Source organism: Exiguobacterium sp. s127, assembly GCF_018618695.1.
GTDB classification, from domain to species: Bacteria; Bacillota; Bacilli; order Exiguobacteriales; family Exiguobacteriaceae; genus Exiguobacterium_A; species Exiguobacterium_A oxidotolerans.
In genome coordinates, this window is sequence record NZ_JACSMO010000007.1 from 39,225 (window position 1) to 58,335 (window position 19,111).

The following is a 19,111-nucleotide window of genomic DNA, read 5'->3' on the forward strand; positions in this document are numbered from 1 at the left end:
ATGGCACGTATATTGATCGTGGATGATGAAGCACGTATGCGGCAGTTGCTTCAGTTATATTTAAAGCCCTATGGACACATTTGTTTTTTAGCTGAATCAGCAGAAAAAGCCTTACAACTCGTTCAAACGGTTCCGATTGACTTAGCATTACTAGATGTCATGATGCCCGAAGTCGACGGTTGGAAATTATGTCAAACTATCCGGCAGTTCGCTGATTTTCCAATCATTATGGTGACAGCCCGAAATCAACGAGAAGATGTTTTGCGTGGTCACGAAGTCGGCGCAGATGACTATGTTTCAAAACCGATTCAAGAAGGAGAGTTGCTTGCTCGAATCGAATTGTTAATCGGGAAGTCTCGAAATGGAGAAATTAATTTTCATGGTCTTCAGTATAATTCTGCTGCCTATCGCTGTGAATACGAGGGTCAGCGAATTTCACTTACGAAAAAAGAATTTCAGTTACTCGGAAAACTGCTACATGCCAAGAACACGATCCTTTCGCGGGAACGTTTATTGGAATCTGTTTGGGGTTATGAAAACATGCTTGAACCTCGAACCGTCGATTCGCATATTCGACATGTCCGAGAAAAATTACGTGACGCGGAATTTCCGATTGATCGGTATTTAGAGACGGTTCGGGGAATCGGTTATCGGTTAACGGATTACCCGAATTGGTCAACATAAGGGGGAATATCATGACGACTATCTATCTTGTGCGCCATGCGCATTCAACGTATTCAACCGATGAACGAAATCGTCCGTTATCGGCGAAAGGAAAGCAAGATGCCGAAGCATTAGTTTCAGTGTTTCAAAATATTGCAGTAGATCATGTGTATACGAGTCCATACAGGCGAGCACGTGAAACAGTTCAACCTTTAGCAGCAAATCGGGGGCTCGCTGTTAAGGAACAGTCAAATTTCGCGGAGCGAGTGCTCGCTCCGGGGGCCTTGGCTGATTTTCAAGAAGCAGTCCGTGTCGTTTGGGAACATCCGGATGATAATCCGTACGGTGGTGAGTCGAATCAAGTGGCGACAGAACGTGTCGTTGCGAGTACGATCGAGTTACTGCGGACACATCAAAAAGAGGTGCTTGTCATCGGAACACATGGAAACATCATGGCCTTATTGATGCAGCATTTTGATGCGCAGTATGACTATGCCTTTTGGCAAACGTTACCGATGCCAGCGGTGTACCGACTCGACTTCGAAGGCGAATGCTATAGCGGAAGTCGGCAAGTCACAAGGTGAACTAAAAGAGGCAGTGACTTCCGTGTACGTACCGGAAATCACTGCCTCTTTTGTATAGGGTCACACTTAAACGTTGACGGCGCCTTCATGTTTCTTAATCAAGTCTGCCGTCAGTTGGCCGGACAATGTGACCATCGGCACACCGCCACCTGGGTGCGTCGAACCACCGACGAAGTAAAGTCCCTCGTACAGGTCACTTTTCGAAGGAATCTTAAAGCCGCCGTTCTTTTTCCGATCTGCAGCGACACCGTAAATCGAACCGCCATTCGGTCCATAGAGTGATTGTAAGTCTTCCGGTGTAAAACGATATTCGAATTCAATCGAATCGCGTAAACCGTCTAGTCCCATCCGTTCAAGTTTGTCGAGGACGACTTCGCGATACGCATCCCAATCCGTTTTACCAGCGGGGTTTTTCGTAAGGGGAGGAACGTGCGTCAAAACGAATAGATTGTCTTTTCCTTCCGGTGCCTGTGAAGCGTCAGATTTCGACGAGACACCAACATAAATCGTTGGATCTTCAGGTGGTACACCATCCTTGAACATTTGTGCAAATTCGCGTTCTGGATCTTCCGAGAAGAAGAAATTATGATGTTTTAATGATTCGTATTCACGGTTGACTCCGAGTAACAAGACGAGACCAGACACAGAAGGAACAAACGAATCATTTAACTTTTTCGCTTGTTTGCCTGCTTTTTTGTCCGGAACAAGGTTTTGATAAGTCGGAATGACTTCGAGATTCGAGACGACGACATCAGCCGGGTAAAACGTACCGTCTTTCGCTTCGACACCGACTGCGCGTTTTCCTTCGATGACGACACGTTCGACCGGCGTGTTGACGTGAACAGTGACACGCAATTCGTCAAGCAATGCTTGCATCGCTTCGGCAATCTTGTACATACCGCCTTTGACGTAATAGATGCCAATTCCCATTTGGACATAAATCATTTGGTTGAAGACGGCAGGTGCTTCGTATGGATTGGAACCGACATACATCACCATGTAATTAAACAATTGCTCGAGATGTTTGTTATTCAAATGTTTTTTTGTTCCACTCGCAACTGTATTCAACGGATCCATCTTAAGTAACTCGGACATCGTATGGTATTTCTTTAAATCTTTTAAGTCTTCAAGACTATATTTATAAAAGCTATCTAAACACAGGTCATACATTTTTTTAGAATAACTGAAGAGTTCAACAAAATCGGCTTGATCCGAAACTTTTTTAAATTCATCGAGCATGCCAGGTAAGTCACCTTTGACATCGAGTTCTGTCCCGTCTTCGAAAAACGTCCGCCATTGAGGTTCGATCCGTTCAATTTCTAAGTAGTCTTCGAGGCGACGATGCACGCTTGAGAAAAGTTGTTCGAGGACCCAAGGCATCGTTAAGATAGAAGGACCTGTATCAAACGTAAATCCTTTCCCGCTTCGTTGATTCAACTTCCCACCGACATTGCCGTTCTGCTCGAGCATCGTGACGGCATAACCGTCTCCCGCGAGACGGATCGCTGCTGACATTCCTGCTAAACCTGCTCCGACAACCACTGCTTGTTTTTTCAATAGAATCACTTCTCCTTAGAATTTAATAAATGAAAGGAATCAAACGTTTTCGTGTCGTCGCCCATTGCGTATAAGCTGGACCAAAACCGGCTGTGAGTAACGTTTCTTCAATTCGAATCCGGTGGCGCAACATAAAGAACATCACAAGACCGGCAACAATCGTAACGATCCAATTAGCAAAAAATAACGGGAAACCGATCGTGATAAACAATAGTCCAGTATAAAGTGGGTGGCGTAATGTCCGATACGGTCCCGTACTGACAAGACGGTCACCCGTATTTACCGTAACGTGCCGCGTAAATTGGTTCTTTAAGTGGAGAATGCCCCAGTAACGTAAAAAGACTCCGCCTCCTAAACAACCTAGTCCGATAATTTGTCGAGGGAGACTTTCGTCTGTTCGACTGAATAGCAACGAGAAAATAATTGTGAGAGACAACGTTATGAAAATTAAGTAGAAACTACGTTGTTCTGCGTATGGAGATGATTCTTTTTGACGATTTCGAAAGAGAAACAATTCGAGTAGCCAAAACAGTGATACGAGGATGAAGGCATAATCTAAAATTGACATCACAGATTCGCCCCTTACATGATTCATTATTTAGAAAAAGCACGTACATGTTATTTTACCCAAAGTTATAGAATTTCAATCGTCTAAAGTCTGCTAAAAGGTTTCATATGGATATAAAAATGGTAAATACTTGATGTATGCTTCGTCGTTCAGTTGTATCGGTCCGTCTGGTATGAAAGAGGTGGAAGCTGTGGCTAAAAAAGATGAAAAGCATCATATCATTACGTTAACGTTTGAAGAAGAATCAACATCGTATCAAGTGTTCAGTGAACTGAAGAAGTATCATGCGAACGGGCAAGTGGATTTTGAGCAAGTCGCAATCATTAAACGAAGCGAGAATGGAGCATTTTCGTTTGAGGATGCCGTTGATTTAAGTGGTTCGAATAAAGCGTTTAAAGGTTCATTGATTGGGATGGCCGTAGGTATACTGGGTGGTCCGTTCGGGATTCTCCTCGGTTCGATGACTGGTATGCTGATTGGTGGATCAAAAGAATTGAAAGAAAACCAAGCGATTCAAGAGACGTTTAAACGGACGTTAGGGGTCATACCACCCGGGAAGACAGGGGTGATCGCGATTGGTGAGGAATTTGAACCATCAGTTTTGGATGGCCTAGTCGCAAAACATAACGGAACGATTGAACGGACAGATGAATACCTTGAAAAATAAAGAAGTGACGAGACAAAGTGCCGTGCTTTCTTCCACTCGCTTTCTACCGGCAAGACCGCTTCACCCGAGGAAGGCAACGGAAAAGGAAGAGGATTCGTATTGTTATCTGTACACACTAAAAAACCCTTCTCGCACAGGCGAGAAGGGTTTTTCGTTACGCTTTACGTTCTTTTTTGATCTTTTTGAAGAAGAATAACTCATAGACGACAGGTACGATGATTAACGTTAAGAGTGTTGAAGTCGTTAAACCACCGATAACCGTCAACGCAAGACCTTTTGAAATCAGCGTTCCGGACGAAGTCGTCAGAGCAAGTGGAACGAGCGCCATAATTGTTGCGAATGCCGTCATCAAGATTGGACGGAGACGTGTTTTACCAGCTTCGATGAGCGATTCACGAATTGGTAATCCACGGGTGACATTTTGTCCGATACGATCGACGAGAACGATTGCGTTCGTCGTTACAATACCGATCAACATTAAGAATCCGATCATGACACTGACGGACAATGGTTCGTTCGCTAAGAAGAGTGTGACGAGTGAACCGATTGGTACGAAAATGAGCGATGACAAGATGATGAATGGGATACGCGCCTTGCCGAACGTAATCAGCATCGTCAAGTAGACGAGACCAATCGCAACGACGATTGCGATTCCGAGTGACTGGAAGATTTCGACCGTATCATCATTACCGCCACCACTGGTGAGAGATACACCATCGGGTAACTCAATTTTCTCGACATCTGCTTTAACGTCACTCGAAACCGTTTGGACGTTATCGCCTTTCACTTGTCCTGAGACACGTGCGTAGACTTTTCCATCGAGTTTCTGAACCGATGTGAACGTATCGACCGCTTTGACTGTAGCGACATCTTTTAAAGGAACAGGACCTGTCGCTGAGAACAATTGAACATCTTCAAGATCTTCACGTGATGTTAACTCTTTTGCATAAGACAATTGAACGTCTTGTTCCTTATCATCGAGTGTCAACGTGCCGACCGTGACCGGTTTCGTTTGGTCATTGACGGTACCGAGAATTTGGAAACCAGAGAGACCGAGGTCGCTTGCTTTCTCTGTATCAATTTCAACGAGGAATTGCTTTTGTTTTTCACTAAAGTTATTTGTAACATATTTTAAATCACTGTTTTCTTTCATATTGTCTTCGACTAATTTTGCTGCTGTTTGGAGCGCTTCGAGATCATTCGAGAACAAATCGATGTCCACGTTATTGTTCGAAGGAGGACCACCAGTCGAAAGTTCGGCGATGCTGATTTTAGCATCAACATCGTCTGCGGCTGCAATCTCATCCATTTGGGATTCAAGTGACTTGATTGTTTTTTCGACATCAGCATCTGCTTTTAAGTTAAGGAAGTAACTTGCCTTATTATCGAGACGAAGACCTGTCGTGAAGTCACGCGCTCCGACAGACGTCGTCACATCGTCAATCGCTTCTTCATCGTCAAACATCTCTTCCATCTTCAGTGAAACGTCACTTGTTTTTTCAAGTGATGTCGCAGCCGGAAGCTCAAGCGATGCTGTCAGTGTTTTAGAAGCTTCATTCGGAATAAACGTAAAGCCAAGTTGCGGTACGATGGCGAGTGATCCACCGAGTAATAAGAAAGAGACAATCAAGATAATCGCTTTATGGGATAATGATTTTTCAATCAATGTCCCGTACCAGCGTTGGAGGACGCCTTCTTTTTCTTCCGCCGGAACCTTTTTGAATGCGAACTTCGCTAAAATCGGAACAATCGTAATCGCGACGAGCAATGAAGCGAGTAGCGAGAAGATGATGGTTAAAGCGAATGGTAAGAAGAACTTACCAGTAATTCCACCAACGAATCCGATGGGTAAGAACACGACAACGGTCGTTAATGTCGATGAAGTAATCGCTTTTAAGATTTCCTTCGTCGACTGTTCGATGACTTCATTAGTCATCCCTTGTTCTGACTTGCGGACCCTTCGGAAAATGTTCTCGATGACGACGATACTGTCATCGACGACCCGACCGACCGCGACAGCCATCCCACCAAGGGTCATGATGTTCAGTGAAATGTCCTGCCAGTTCAAGAAGATCGCAGCAATCAATAGTGAAAGTGGAATCGAGACGATTGCGATGATGGTCGCACGAATATTACGTAAGAACAGAAGTACGGCAATCGACGCGAATAGAGCACCGAGAAGTCCTTCTTTGACGAGTGTCGAAACGGACTCTTCGATATCTTTTGCTGAATCAATCCCGATTGTATAATCGATTTGATCCTCATATTTGTTGAGAATTTTTGTGACTTGATCGGCAATTTCTACCGTGTTGGCATCTTGTTTTTTTGTGATTGCCATCGAGAGTGAATCTTTTAAGTTATAACGCGTTTTTTCGCTCTGTTTTGAGACAGATTCAATGTCCGCAATATCTTTTAAACGAATCGGTTCTGCTGGTTCTTGAGGTGCCTCCTGACCAGTTGCTTCAGTTGGTGCACCTGTTCCTCCGGTAGCACCAGTAGATGGTTCTGTTGGAGCAGCTGCGGTACCGATGGACGATGTTAATTGTAGATTTTTGATTTTGTCGAGATTTTCAAGTTTTTCTTCGACACGAATTGGAATCTTGGAATCACCTTCCGCAAGTTGTCCAGATGGGAAGGAGACGTATTTGGCATTGATTTGATCTTTAATACTTGAGAGCGACAGACCGGCTGCTGTTGCCTTCTTTTTATCAACGGTAATTTGGACGAGGTCATCTTTGTAACCACCGACCGAAACGCTGTTGATACCTGGGATTTTGTTCAATTCCGGCTCAATTTGATCTTTTAATAGTGATTCAATGTCTTCTCCGTCTTTGCTAAAGAAGGAGATATTATAGATGGGGAACGAACCAAAGGAGAAGCGGTTTAATTTAGTACTTGCTTCTTCAGGTAAGTTTGCATCCTGGATCGCCGCATCGATTTGTTGCTCGACTTGGTCCATGTCGGTATCAAACGGGAATTCAATATTGATAATCCCGATGCTTTCGTACGCAGAACTCGAAATTTTTGTTGATCCCTCAATCCCTTTGAGAGCGGTTTCGAGTTTTGAGACGACTTGTTGATCGACATCCTCAGGGGATGCACCAGGATAAACGGCTTCAACTGAAATTTGCGGGAATTCGATTTCAGGAAACTGGTCGACCTTGAGTTGGGTAAATGAATAGACCCCGCCTAACACTAAAAGAATAGCGATGATAAATACAGCGACAGAGTTTTTTAAGCTAAAACGTGTTAAAAAGTTCAAAAGATGTCCCTCCTTTATTTTTGTATGTGCTTAATTACATACTAGACGACGGTTTAAAGGGCTGCAACTTTAAAACGGTTTAATTTTTATGAAAAAGTTAGAAAAAACACTTTACACTTTTCGATATGCTGATATAATAAAGACATACCCAGCAACACGATATCATGATTCTGTAGCTCAGCTGGGAGAGCGCTACCTTGACAGGGTAGAGGTCGCTGGTTCGAGCCCAGTCAGAATCATACCGAAAACTCGTTCATCTTTTGATGAGCGAGTTTTTTTTGTCGTTAAAAAAGCTATTCCCTTAATTGAACGGGAATAGCTTATACTTTATTGGATTTCAAGGTGGAGATCGCCAACTTTTGTCCAACCGAACAATGTTGTCGCCCGGTAGAAGACGAATGTGAGGACGCCGGGTAAGAGAATGCCTGTAACAACGAAGACGGCGAACGCGTTAAACCCTTGATTGACGAAAATATTGAGTGGCGCAATCATCGAGTTCAATCCAAGTCCAGCTAACTCATATGGAACTTTTAATGACAACACGAGTGTTGCGACCGGCGCTGAGATCATAGCTGCTAAAAACGGTGCGGCTACAATTCGCGGATTCTTGACGATATTCGGAAACTGAACTTTTGGTGTCACGAAGAACGAGGCAATCAAACCGCCGGGATCGGTTTGGCGATAGGCCATCAAAGTAAAACCGACGAATTGTGCGGAACAGCCGATAAGCGCAGCGGCACTTGCGACGGGATCAAGCTGAAGCGCAATGGCGAGTGCTGCAGATGAAGCAGGAGACATTAAAATTACGCTAAAGATGAGTGCGATGACGAGTGAAGTCGCGATTGGCGATGTTTCGACAGAAGATGTGACCATTGCACTGAATTTTGTAAGTAAGGGTGTCGTTACGGCAGCAGCACCAAGACCAGTGATGCCTCCTGCAAGTACGGCACACATTGGAATCACCATCATGTCGAACTTCGTTTTGCCTGTCATTCGTTTTCCGACATAAACAGCGACGGCTGCAGCAATCAACGCACTGATCGGTTGACCGGGAATTAAGACGAGACCGGCTTCAGTCGGCTGGAGGGCAGCACCACCGATTGTTGCCGCAATCATTGCGCTGAAGAGAACGAGCGTATTACCACCAAGTTGATAGGCGATGCCGGCACCGAGCGCCGGGGCAAGTAAAACTTTTGCGATGCCGCCAATCGTCAGTAACACTTCGATATGTAATAAGTTTCCGAACGTCTCAATCAATAAGCCCACGCCAAGTGTAACGAGCACTGCATTCGCCATCCCGGCTGATACCTTTACCATTCGATCCATCGCATAATCCTTCACGCTTCTTCATCCTCTCTATTTTTCCATTAAAAAAACCTATCCGTTAACTGGATAGGCGCCATGAATAGTGCGGGCGCCTCATTCGATGCATCGAAAGGAGGGCCCAAAAATCGATTCCGGAAAATCTCGGAAAAGTTTTCAGTCCCTCGTGCATAGAATAATCAGTCGGCCCGCAATTTGTGGAAGGTACATCGTGTCGTGCTCCTCTCGCTTGAATTTTTCTAAGCCTAACATGCATTAAATGAATAATCAATATTTTCTGACAATTTATTTTTCAGTTCACTTTCAGCTTAAAAGAGGAAAGGAAGAAGAAACGTTAGTAAACCTGGAATGGAGGCGGTTACATGAAATTTGCACTTATTACAGATATTCACGGCAATGCGTCAGCCTTAGAAGCGGTCCTTGCCATACTCCACCGGGATCAAGAAATCGAGACGATTTACTGCCTCGGTGATTTGGTCGGAATTGGTGCGCAAACCAATGAAGTGATTGACTTGATTCGAAGTGATAAAAAAATTCGGACAATCAGTGGAAATCATGATGAAAATGTCTTGGCATTATTGAATGGGGAACGGTATCCGGACAGTTATCTTCATGCGAAAGCACATCACAGTTGGGTTGCGAATCAATTAACGGCAGAAAATCGAGTTTTTTTAGGGCGACTGCCGCGGACCATCTCAAAAGTAGTTAAATCACGGCGTATCCTGTTCACGCATTATGCCTATCGGGACGTGCGGGCAATGATTGGAGAAGAACCGCTTCGTCCGACGGTTGATGGTAATAAAGAAACACTTCCGCAGTTATTTGCTGATACGAGTGCCACCCTGATTTGTTTTGGGCATCACCATCCGCGACAGTTCGTTCAAGTAAACGGAACGACATATGTGAATCCGGGAGCGTTAGGGTGCCAACCGGAGGCAATCGCACCATTTGCGGTCGTGTCAGGAGATAGTGAGAACTGGGACGTAGAATTTATGGATGTACCGTATGATGACGCGGCGTACCTCGAATCATTTAATGCGTCAGACATGCCGTCAAAAGAGTTGTTACGGAAATTGTTTTTAGGGGGAAGAAGTTGAAGTCGATAGATAAAAGAGAGGGCGCCGAGAAAGACGACGCCGCTTTGACTTACGAAATAAAAAATCTTACGATGTACGCAATGATGAGGATGAAGAAGAGGACGAGCCCGATATTTCGTTTGAGGCGGTTGCGTTTCCAATGAAAGAGTAGTGACAGGATCGGGGCAAGCAGAAAGCCTGCAAACAGTGCGACTAGCGTCAAGATGAAAAACAGGAAGTCCGACGAGTTGCTGCTTGCCGTATAGGATTTCCACATATCAATCAGTGAAATGATGACGTAGACAAGCAGAACCAAGAGATAAAGCGGGAGAAGCATATACGATTGCATACAGGGTAACACTCCATTCAAGCAAGATAGTTTAAGTATACGATTAAACTCAAAATAAAGGGGTTCTGTAAAAGGAAATCATTGATTCATTTCGAATCAAACGAAGAGAGACAAGAATAGGTGGGAGTGGGTGAAGAAGCTGTATCAAAATGTTTTCTTGTTCAGGACGATGAAAAAGACATACCATTTAGTCAAACGGCATGCCACTAAGAAGGCAGTACTAGACAAAAAAAGAATGACTCTTCCTTAACAGGAGAAGTCATTCTTTTTGGTTACAGTAGCTTGAGCATGGCTTGACTGATGATTTTTAGGTCAAGCTCATCGCCGATCAATGGCCATTCGGCAATCAAAGCGATATACGTTCGAAACAGTAGAAACGCTGTTACATCAATCGGGATTCCAGAGGAACTGACATCTAGCTCGAGGCGTGTTTCGAGTAAGTTTTTAATATAGTCAACAACATGTTTTTCAATGCGGGTTCGTAACTCTTGCATCTCTTGTAGTTTTAAGTTGTGCGTCTCTTCTGTAATTTTTAAGATGAATAAATGTTGCTGCTGATGATTAACGATTGCATCGATCATCGCCTGTTTATTGGCTTCCACGCTTGCACCTTCGACGTAAGCATTCTCAGCTTCCGTTCGCATCTCTTGTAACACGAAGGTTACAAGAGATTCAAACAAATCAAGCTTACTTTCGAACAGCTGATAAACAGTTGGTTTTCCAACATGGGCCCGCTTTGCAACTCGTTCAATCGTCGTTCCTTTATAACCGAGTTCAGAGAAACAATCCATTGCCGCGTTTAGGATGACTTGTTCTTTTTCATGCTGCGTCATGTGATTTTCTCGCTTTCGTCGAAAGCAAAATACGTTTAGCGCTTAAAGCACCTACGAAGACAAGTACTAACGCTCCGGCTAGAATCGATCCGAGGACTAGGCTATTAGAAGCAAGAGCATCTGTGACACCGAGTCCAAGTGCTTCACGGAACCCACTGACTGAATACGTCATCGGTAGGAACGGGTGAATATACTGGAAGAAGCTTGGTGTCATTTCGACTGGGAACGTACCGCCACTACCACCGATTTGAAGGAGTAATAGCAGGAACGCTGCGAATTGTCCAACGCGGCCAAATAACATCGTCAAAGCGAATAGCAAGGTAATGAACGTCATCCCGGTCAAGGCGGCGAAGCCATAGAGGGCAGGGACACTCGCGACAGTCGAATCGAGGACGTAAACGATAGCGGTCGCGGCGGCAACCCCTTGCAATGCACCGATTGGTAAAATCAAAGAAAGTTTACCGACGAGGAAGCGCCATGATAACGTCTCTCCGTGTGCTGGACGAATCTGGTAGACCGAAGAGAACATCAACGCACCAGCGAATAACGCGATACTTAAGATATAAGCAGACAGTCCGGAACCGTAGTTGCTAACGGTCGAGTAGTCATGTTCTTTTAATACGACAGGCTCAGCGAGCATGTTGTCACGATCGTTTGATGGTTTGACTGTTGCGTCTTTTGCACCTTTACCGAGTTCATCAGTGAGTGTTTTTGCTCCGTCAGCCAGTTTAGAGTTACCATCTGCTAAGCGCGAAGCACCATCTGTCAATTGACCGGCCCCAGATGAAAGTGCTACCGCACCGTCTGTCAGTTGACCGAGTCCTGAGTTCAAACTTCCCATTGCCGTACTGGCATCGTTTGTCCCGGTCGCAATTTTTTGAGCACCGGCAGTTAACTGTGTACTACCGTCAGCTGCTTTATGAACACCATCTGTATACGTCGTTAATCCTTGATTAAAATCAGTTTGACCTTGCTCTAAGTCTTTTGCACCTGAAAGCAGTTTGTTTTGACCTTGCTCCAAGTCTTTTGCACCTGAAAGTAATTTTACTAGACCACCGTCAAGTTGCGAGACGGCGGATGCGATGTTTTGTCCACCGACTGCTAACTGATTAATTTTATCTGTCGCATCGTTGGCAGCGGCAAGACTAGCATCGAGAGCCGTTTCTTGTTGCGCGAGACTCTGAACATTTTGTTCCATCGTCGCAATCGATTCAAGTAACGTACGTTTTTCTTCTTCCGATAAATTCTCAGAAGAAGAAATGACCCCCTTGATTGTTGCGACGTTAGCTTCAATTGCTTCACGCCGAGCACTTAAATCTTGTTTTAAAGCTGCAGCGGCACTGTTCAAGTTTGTAATCGTCGCATCCACTTCCTGTGCTTTTTCATTCAGTTGATTGAGTCCGGCATTGAATTTCGGAAGATTGCTATCTAACTCTGATGCACCAGCAGAAGCACTCTCAATACCTTGACGCAGTTGAGTTGATCCGGCAGAAGCCGATTCAAGACCTTGACGAAGTTGAGTAGAACCAGCTTGCAGGTCAGTTGATCCTTTAATGAGTTTACCGCTATTGTCATCCAGCTGGTTCAGACCACTCGATAACTCACCAGATTTCTCAGCGAGCGTCTGAGCACCATCGTTAAGTGTGTTGAGACCTGTCGAGAGTTGAGACGAACCATCCGCTGCCTTTGCTAAGTTCGTTGACAAGTCGTTTGTACCATCTGTCAGTTTGCCGAGATTCGTCGTAAGCGTTTTGGCACCGTCTGTCGTTTTGTTGGCACCATCTTCAAGCTTCGACGAACCTTCTGAGGCATCTTCAAGACCTTGCGCAATTTTTTTTAGCGCTCCAAAGATGGCGCTACTATATTGCTTCGTTACGGATTTTCGAATTTTTTCATTTAACTGTTTAGCGGCATTACTTGAAATCTGTGTCCCTGAGTAGTTCTTAGCAGGGTTCAAGTAATACTCGAGTTCAATTTTTTTAGGATGTTCATCGAGTAAAGTTGTCGCATTCTTTGAAAAGTTTTTTGGAATGACGACCGTCATATAGATATCCCCGGAACGTAACTGTTTTTCGGCTTCTTTACTTGAAAGAAACTGCCAATCAAAGTCATCGTTCTTTTTTAATTTTTTGATGAATTGATCCCCGATATCAATTTTTTCACCTTCATACTTGATCGTCTTGTCTTCATTTACGATGGCCACTTTAATCTCTTCTGTCTGACCGTACGGGTCCCAGAATGCAGATAGGAAAATGGAGTTGTAAAGAAAGGGAACAAGAATGATTGCCAAGATGACAATCACCATCATCGGGCTTTTTAATTTTTTCCATTCTGAGCGAAACATGAATATAAATCCCCTTTTGAAAACTTAAAACTTATTTGAGTTTTCGGTTTTGATGAGATTTACTTTACTCTCTTTCAGAATAGAAAGCAATTCATTTAATCAAATCTTTACTATTTTGTAATGACTGATTGTGATTGATTTTAAAAGAGATAGTATTTAATGTAGGAAAAAATGAGACGTGCTTCAAAAAACGAGCGTCTTTAAGGAATCAAGAGGATTTTGCCTGTACTTTTTCGACTCTCAAGATAATCATGGGCACGTGCTCCCTCAGCGAGTGGGAATGAAGTTGGATCAGATACATGGAGCTGATTTGAAATCACCCAACTGAACAGCTCACCCGCCCGTCGAATCCGCTCTTCACGTGATGTGAGAACATTCCACAAATCACCGCCTGTAAGTGTTTTTGATGTATCCATTAAAAAGCGGAGGTCGACTGCGACGGGATCTCCACCGGCCATTCCGTAAAACACGACGGTTCCTCTTACTTTTGTGACGTCAAAACTGTTCATTAATGTTGTACCAATGGATTCATAGACGACATCGAAACCACGATTATTCGTTACTGTCAGAATTTGCTCAACCCAGTCGTCCGAATAAAGAAAAACTTCTTCGCAACCATTTTCTTTTGCGATGAGTGCTTTTTCTTCGGAAGAGGTCAGCCCGATTGGAACGGCTCCATGCGAATGAACGATTTGAGTCAGCAGTTGTCCGACACCTCCAGCTGCTGCGTGAATCAAAACAAGATCGCGTGGTTGAATCGCGTAGCTGTCACGTGTCAGGTAATGGGCTGTCAATCCTTGTAGGAGCAGGGAAGCACCGACTTCAAAGGAAATCTCGTCAGGGAGCGGCAACCTGTTCTGCGTTCGCATTCGGTACATCGGCAAAGGCAACACGCTGACCGACGTTAAGTCCGGAAACGTCTTCCCCGATCTGAGTGATGATACCAGCACCCTCATATCCTAAAATGTAGGGAGCGGCTCCTTCTAAGTGATAATTACCTTTTCTGCGATAGATGTCAGCGAAATTAAGACCGATTGCCTTCATTTCGATTAAAACCTCATGAGATTGAATAACGGGAGTTGGAGCTTCTTGATATGTGAGGACGGAGGAATCTCCGAATGAACTGAACGTAAGAGCTTTCATCTGAAACACATCCTTTTAGTAGTAATGGATTTAACTATAGATCATCTAAACTGATATAAGTGCAGGAATGCGTTAAAATGAAAAAAAGAGGGTGAAGTATTATGAAAAAAGTTATGCTTGGTGGCATTCATTTCTATCAAAAAGTGATTTCTCCGATGAAGCCGGCGACATGTCGCTTTTATCCGACTTGCTCGCATTACGGAAAAGAAGCGATTGAACAGCATGGTGCCATGAAAGGTGGATACTTGACGACACGTCGCCTGTTACGTTGCCAACCGTTCCACCCGGGTGGACTCGACTTTGTTCCGGAAACGTTTAGTTGGAAAGCACCGCTGCAGCGAGAGAATCCAAAAGAACGAGAGAATGATGAAGAAACGGTTGATTGAGAGCGGTCTCTGATTTTACATGCGAACGGTTGAGATGGATGATTCATACAAGTAAAAAGACCTAATTTCCTTTTAGGAATTAGGCCAACGTGTAAACAATGTGCTATCGGGAAATCAAGCGTCTTTTTCGTTGCTTTCCCCGTAGGAGTCAACGAAACGTGACGCTTTTTAGGGAATAGCGTGACGGAAATCCAGTCATGCAGACGGTTTAGAGCGCAATCCGTCTCGAATCGCTTATAAAGCGAAAAGCAATCGGTCGCGACCCTGCAGCTTTGCTGTAGTGGCGCGGAAGATTGCCGCTTTAAAGACGAGGCGAGACAGGAAAGCGCGAACGGATTGCCTCTCGTTATAACATGTTCACGCTTCATAAGAGTTTGTCTACACGTTGACCTAATTCCATTTTAGGAATTAGGGCTTTTTTGATGAAATAAGGTATTTGGAATTTACAACTTTCCGGTTAAGAATTGTGCCTCGCCCATTCCGAAACTCCAGTCAGCGGCATCGTTTTCAACAATTGACACCATCAAGTCACTTGGTGCGAGACCGCAGTTTGCTTCAAGTCGTTCCGCGAGTAAGCGATAGAGTTTTTGTTTTTTCTCCTGTGTCCGCGATTTACTCGTGACACTAATCAAAACAAGGTTTCGTGTCCGTTCGAAACCGAGTCCTGTATCTTGAATAATCATCTCGTGTTCTTTATGCGTGTGAACGATTTGGTAACGATCGCGTTCCGGTACATCAAAAGCTTCGACCATCGCATCATGCGCTGTATCGAGGAGCACCTTTAACTCTTCTTCATTTCGTCCTTCAATCACATCAAAACGTAATAGTGGCATTAGTAACACTCCTTTTAAATAGTATGTAAAAAAAATGCGGGCAATGCCCGCATTTTTTTTATTTTATTCGAAGAATGGTTTGTATTGGCGACGTTCGTGCATGACAGATACCCATTGAACCGTTGAGAACTCTTCGAGTACCCATTCACCGTTGAAACGACCAAGACCTGAGTCTTTTTCGCCACCGAACGGCATATGTGGTTCATCGTTGACCGACTGATCATTGATGTGAATCATTCCTGTTTCAACTTGAAGCGCAAATTCAGTCGCGCGTTCGATTGAAGAACCATGAACGGCACCGCTTAAACCATATGGAAGTGAGTTTGCGAGTTCAAGCGCATGTTCGTCATCTTTAAACGGGATGATGACTGCGACAGGTCCGAAGATTTCGTTTTTAGCGAGTGGCATATCGTTCGTTACACCAGTCACGACCGTTGGTGCGATGACATTCCCGTTTGCTTCACCACCGACACGAACTGTAGCACCTGCAGCTTTTGTTTTTTCGATATCTTCCATAATACGATCGACTTGTGATTGATTAATCAATGGACCGACTTGTGTACGGTCTTTTGATGGATCGCCGAACTGTAGTTCTTTAACACGAGCAATGTATTTTTCAACGAATTCATCGTGAATCGAATCTGCGACAAGAATTCGGTTCGTTGACATACAAATCTGACCTTGGTGGTAGAATTTGCTGTAGACAGCAGATTCGACGGCACGATCGAGATCAGCATCGTCAAGAACGACGAAGACATTGTTACCACCGAGTTCCAATGCAGTTTTCTTCAGGTGTTTCCCAGCAAGTTCACCGATATGGCGACCAACTTCAGTAGAACCTGTGAATGAGATTAAACGTGGAACTGGGTGTTCAACGATTGAATCGCCGATTTCAGAACCGCGACCGACGATGACGTTCAAGACACCTTTTGGAAGACCGGCTTTTTCAAACAGGCTTGCGAAGATTAACCCACCTGAGACGGGTGTATCAGTCGCTGGTTTGACGACGACTGCATTCCCGATTGCGATTGCCGTTGCGATCGAGCGGACCGCTAAGTGGAACGGGAAGTTCCAAGGGCTGATGACGCCGATAACGCCGAGTGCTTTGCGGTAGATGCGATTTTCTTTGCCTGGTACGACAGATGGGCGAATTTCACCATGCATCCGAAGTGGGAACGTTGCTGCTTCTTTAACGATTAAAACGGAAGCAAGGAATTCACCTTCAGCTTTAATTCGTGTACTACCTGATTCTTTAATTAACCAATCGATGATGGTTTCTTTTTCTTCGTACATGACTTTCAAGAACTGTTCAATCAATCCTTGGCGTTTAAGAGCCGGTGTTTTTGCCCACTCTTTTTGAGCGATTTTCGCTGCTTGATAAGCTTCGTCCAAATCGTCATTGTTTGCAGCTGAAATTTCAAATAGTGTTTCCCCTGTGAAAGGATTCGTATTTTCCATGTTGCTGTCACTTGCGCCTTTGCGCCACTGACCATCGATGAAGATTTTTGTGAAATCAGTTTTCAGAACGTTCTCGTTTGTCTGTTTCATGACTTTTCATCTCCAATTCTTTTTGATAACAATTAAGTTATTCACGTTATGAAAAGAAGTAAAACACAATCTGACACTTTCACAAAATAAAGTGACTCAGCTTTTATTGAAAAAGAAGAATGATAAAGGTTTCACTAAATGAAGAAACAGGAATTAAAAAATATAGCAATATATCAAGAATGGAGTTGGGTTGATGAAGCGATTGAAGCTGATTTATCAAGAGACAAACTGGTGGTGGCCCTTGTTATATGGGGTAGGTGGTGCCTTGTTGACGGCATGTGTCCTCGCGACTGATTTATATTTAAAAAACTACTTTCCGGACGATTGGAAAACAACGCTCGATTTAGGAAGAACGATTCATAGTTCTGTCTTCGCTGGTTTGTTGACGATGATGACGTTTACCTTCTCGACGATCTTAGTCGTCTTGACGACCTATTCATCACAGTTCTCACCACGAACATTACCGAACTTCATCGAAAATCGACAAGTTCAACATATTTTCGGAATCTTTATCGGGGCAGTTACGTATTCGATTACGATGTTGTTTTTCGTTCGTCCTTCTTTACGAGGAAGTGTCGTTGCTTCTGCCGTTGCTGTTCTCGTCGTCTTAATTTCAATCATTGCTTTCGTTGCTTTCATCCATATCGTTAGCCAATCGATTCGTGTGACGACATTACTGGATCGTTTGCACCGGGAAGGCAGTCAATTAATCGAGGAACAAATTGATAATTTGAAAGCGGAAAAACATCATTTTATTTCTGATGGTTATGATTCGCTACAATATCCAATCGTCGCATCAGAGTCTGGTTACTTGCAATTGCTTGATTACGGTGCATTGGCGAAAGAAGGAATGAATATTCAAGTCGATGTCACGATTGGGAGTTACGTGACAAAAGGACAAGCGATTGGTACTGCAAACGAAGAAGGTGTGGAATCCGGAATCATCATTGGACCAACACGTTCTTCCGTGCAAGATTTTACGTTTGTCATCCAAAAGTTATCTGAAGTCGGTTTACGCGCAATTTCTCCGGGGATTAACGACCCGAATACGGCGCGACACGCGCTTCGACAAATCGGTGACCTGCTACGCAATTTTGCGATGCTTCCGGATGGCAGTCTGTTAATCGGCGGCGAAGGCTCTGTCATCGTTAAACGCGTTACTTTCTCGGAATTACTATACGAGACGTTTTATCAACTGCGACACTACGGACAAGAAGATATTTCTGTGCTTGCAACGATGCTAGAGTCACTCGAGAGCGCGAAACGAAATGCTTTGTCCGAACATCGGGCAACAATTCAGACGTTTATCCCGTTTGTTTGTTCAGAATTGGATTGGTCTTCTCTGAATGACTGGGATCGTGTGCATCTAGAAAAGGTCTTAGAAAAAGCGCTTGCTTGAAACTTAATTCGTGTCTTGTACGTAAATTAGGAGGAGAGAACAAAGAAAGTGGGAGATATGTATGACGATTTTACTTTGGATTCTGATTGCGGTCTGTTTCATAGCTAGTTTTGTAGGACTTGTTTATCCAATCATTCCAAGTGCACCGTTACTCATCATCGGTTTTTTGATATATGGATTTGGTTTCGGGTTTACCGAGTTAACGATTAGTTTTTGGCTCATTCAGTCGGTATTTATCATTTTATTATTCACGCTTGACTATTTAGTAAGTTCTTACACAGTCGATCGGCGTGGTGGGTCACGTGCGGCTAAAATTGCAACGACAGTCGGATTGATTGCAGGACCGTTCATTATTCCTGGTGTGGGTCTGTTGATTTTCCCGTTTGTTTTCGCAATCTTAACAGAAAAAATCATCAGTAAAAAGACGTGGAATGAATCAATGGCGATTGGTATCGGAACGGTTTTAGGCATTTTATCAAGTGCATTATTAAAAGGGATTGCCATGCTCTTAATGATTGTCGTCTTTATGTTGTACATTGTTTGACCTAAAAGCAAAGGTTGCTTCAAGTACACATT

Annotated in this window: 16 protein-coding genes, 1 tRNA gene and 1 pseudogene; 8 read left to right on the forward strand and 10 right to left on the reverse strand. The window is 44.0% G+C overall.

Annotation, left to right across the window (positions count from 1 at the left end):
• Both KNP98_RS10285 and KNP98_RS10290 read left to right on the forward strand, forming a co-directional pair.
• Positions 1–684, forward strand: coding sequence for a response regulator transcription factor (locus KNP98_RS10285; protein WP_214811395.1), 684 nt, complete (start codon positions 1–3; stop codon positions 682–684).
• 11 nt (positions 685–695) lie between these two features.
• Complete coding sequence (locus KNP98_RS10290) at positions 696–1,247, forward strand: histidine phosphatase family protein (protein WP_214802496.1); 552 nt, start codon at positions 696–698, stop codon at positions 1,245–1,247.
• Between the two features lie 66 nt (positions 1,248–1,313).
• Here the strand turns inward: KNP98_RS10290 and KNP98_RS10295 are convergent, their stop codons facing one another.
• A complete protein-coding gene (locus tag KNP98_RS10295) occupies positions 1,314–2,804 on the reverse strand; it encodes a phytoene desaturase family protein (RefSeq protein ID WP_214766709.1) in 1,491 nt (496 codons plus the stop codon).
• A gap of 22 nt (positions 2,805–2,826) precedes the next feature.
• Entirely contained in the window at positions 2,827–3,372 is a 546-nt protein-coding gene (locus KNP98_RS10300; protein WP_088836331.1) for a methyltransferase family protein, read from the reverse strand.
• A 190-nt stretch (positions 3,373–3,562) separates the two neighbouring features.
• Between KNP98_RS10300 and KNP98_RS10305 the strand changes: the two genes are divergently transcribed.
• Positions 3,563–4,039 (forward strand): DUF456 domain-containing protein, encoded by a 477-nt coding sequence (locus tag KNP98_RS10305; RefSeq protein WP_088836332.1) that lies wholly within the window; start codon positions 3,563–3,565, stop codon positions 4,037–4,039.
• Between the two features lie 154 nt (positions 4,040–4,193).
• Here KNP98_RS10305 and KNP98_RS10310 read toward each other — a convergent pair whose 3' ends face one another.
• Positions 4,194–7,301 carry an efflux RND transporter permease subunit gene (locus tag KNP98_RS10310; RefSeq protein WP_214766707.1) on the reverse strand — a complete coding sequence of 1,036 codons (3,108 nt, stop codon included), beginning with the start codon at positions 7,299–7,301 and terminating at the stop codon, positions 4,194–4,196.
• A gap of 166 nt (positions 7,302–7,467) precedes the next feature.
• Between KNP98_RS10310 and KNP98_RS10315 the strand changes: the two genes are divergently transcribed.
• A tRNA-Val gene (locus KNP98_RS10315) sits at positions 7,468–7,540 on the forward strand.
• A gap of 88 nt (positions 7,541–7,628) precedes the next feature.
• On the opposite strand, the gene KNP98_RS10320 is transcribed toward KNP98_RS10315, so the two are convergent.
• Positions 7,629–8,627: a PTS sugar transporter subunit IIC gene (locus tag KNP98_RS10320; protein ID WP_088838424.1), complete on the reverse strand. Its 999-nt coding sequence runs from the start codon at positions 8,625–8,627 to the stop codon at positions 7,629–7,631.
• Positions 8,628–8,986: 359 nt separating this feature from the next.
• Between KNP98_RS10320 and KNP98_RS10325 the strand changes: the two genes are divergently transcribed.
• On the forward strand, positions 8,987–9,721 hold the full coding sequence (locus KNP98_RS10325) for a metallophosphoesterase family protein (RefSeq protein WP_214811398.1): 735 nt from the start codon (positions 8,987–8,989) through the stop codon (positions 9,719–9,721).
• 49 nt (positions 9,722–9,770) lie between these two features.
• Here KNP98_RS10325 and KNP98_RS10330 read toward each other — a convergent pair whose 3' ends face one another.
• The 4 genes and pseudogenes from KNP98_RS10330 to KNP98_RS10345 form a co-directional block, all read right to left on the reverse strand.
• On the reverse strand, positions 9,771–10,049 hold the full coding sequence (locus tag KNP98_RS10330; protein ID WP_088836335.1) for a hypothetical protein: 279 nt from the start codon (positions 10,047–10,049) through the stop codon (positions 9,771–9,773).
• 272 nt (positions 10,050–10,321) lie between these two features.
• The gene (locus tag KNP98_RS10335; protein WP_088836336.1) at positions 10,322–10,882 is read right to left on the reverse strand and encodes a TetR/AcrR family transcriptional regulator; all 561 of its coding nucleotides are present in this window, start codon (positions 10,880–10,882) and stop codon (positions 10,322–10,324) included.
• On the reverse strand, positions 10,869–13,226 hold the full coding sequence (locus KNP98_RS10340) for a YhgE/Pip domain-containing protein (RefSeq protein ID WP_214770063.1): 2,358 nt from the start codon (positions 13,224–13,226) through the stop codon (positions 10,869–10,871). Before KNP98_RS10340 ends, KNP98_RS10335 begins: the two co-directional genes overlap by 14 nt.
• Before the next feature lie 200 nt (positions 13,227–13,426).
• A pseudogene (locus tag KNP98_RS10345) lies at positions 13,427–14,369 on the reverse strand (quinone oxidoreductase family protein).
• Positions 14,370–14,470: 101 nt separating this feature from the next.
• On the opposite strand from KNP98_RS10345, the gene yidD reads away from it, so the two are divergent.
• Positions 14,471–14,755 (forward strand): membrane protein insertion efficiency factor YidD, encoded by a 285-nt coding sequence (gene yidD / locus KNP98_RS10350; RefSeq protein WP_088836338.1) that lies wholly within the window; start codon positions 14,471–14,473, stop codon positions 14,753–14,755.
• Positions 14,756–15,198: 443 nt separating this feature from the next.
• On the opposite strand, the gene KNP98_RS10355 is transcribed toward yidD, so the two are convergent.
• Together KNP98_RS10355 and KNP98_RS10360 are read right to left on the reverse strand one after the other, a co-directional pair.
• Positions 15,199–15,588: a tautomerase family protein gene (locus KNP98_RS10355; RefSeq protein ID WP_088836339.1), complete on the reverse strand. Its 390-nt coding sequence runs from the start codon at positions 15,586–15,588 to the stop codon at positions 15,199–15,201.
• A gap of 63 nt (positions 15,589–15,651) precedes the next feature.
• Positions 15,652–17,136, reverse strand: coding sequence for an aldehyde dehydrogenase family protein (locus KNP98_RS10360; RefSeq protein ID WP_088836340.1), 1,485 nt, complete (start codon positions 17,134–17,136; stop codon positions 15,652–15,654).
• Positions 17,137–17,329: 193 nt separating this feature from the next.
• Between KNP98_RS10360 and KNP98_RS10365 the strand changes: the two genes are divergently transcribed.
• Together KNP98_RS10365 and KNP98_RS10370 are read left to right on the forward strand one after the other, a co-directional pair.
• Complete coding sequence (locus KNP98_RS10365) at positions 17,330–18,535, forward strand: DUF2254 domain-containing protein (RefSeq protein WP_088836341.1); 1,206 nt, start codon at positions 17,330–17,332, stop codon at positions 18,533–18,535.
• Positions 18,536–18,596: 61 nt separating this feature from the next.
• Complete coding sequence (locus KNP98_RS10370; protein ID WP_088836342.1) at positions 18,597–19,079, forward strand: DUF456 domain-containing protein; 483 nt, start codon at positions 18,597–18,599, stop codon at positions 19,077–19,079.
• Positions 19,080–19,111: the final 32 nt, after the last annotated feature.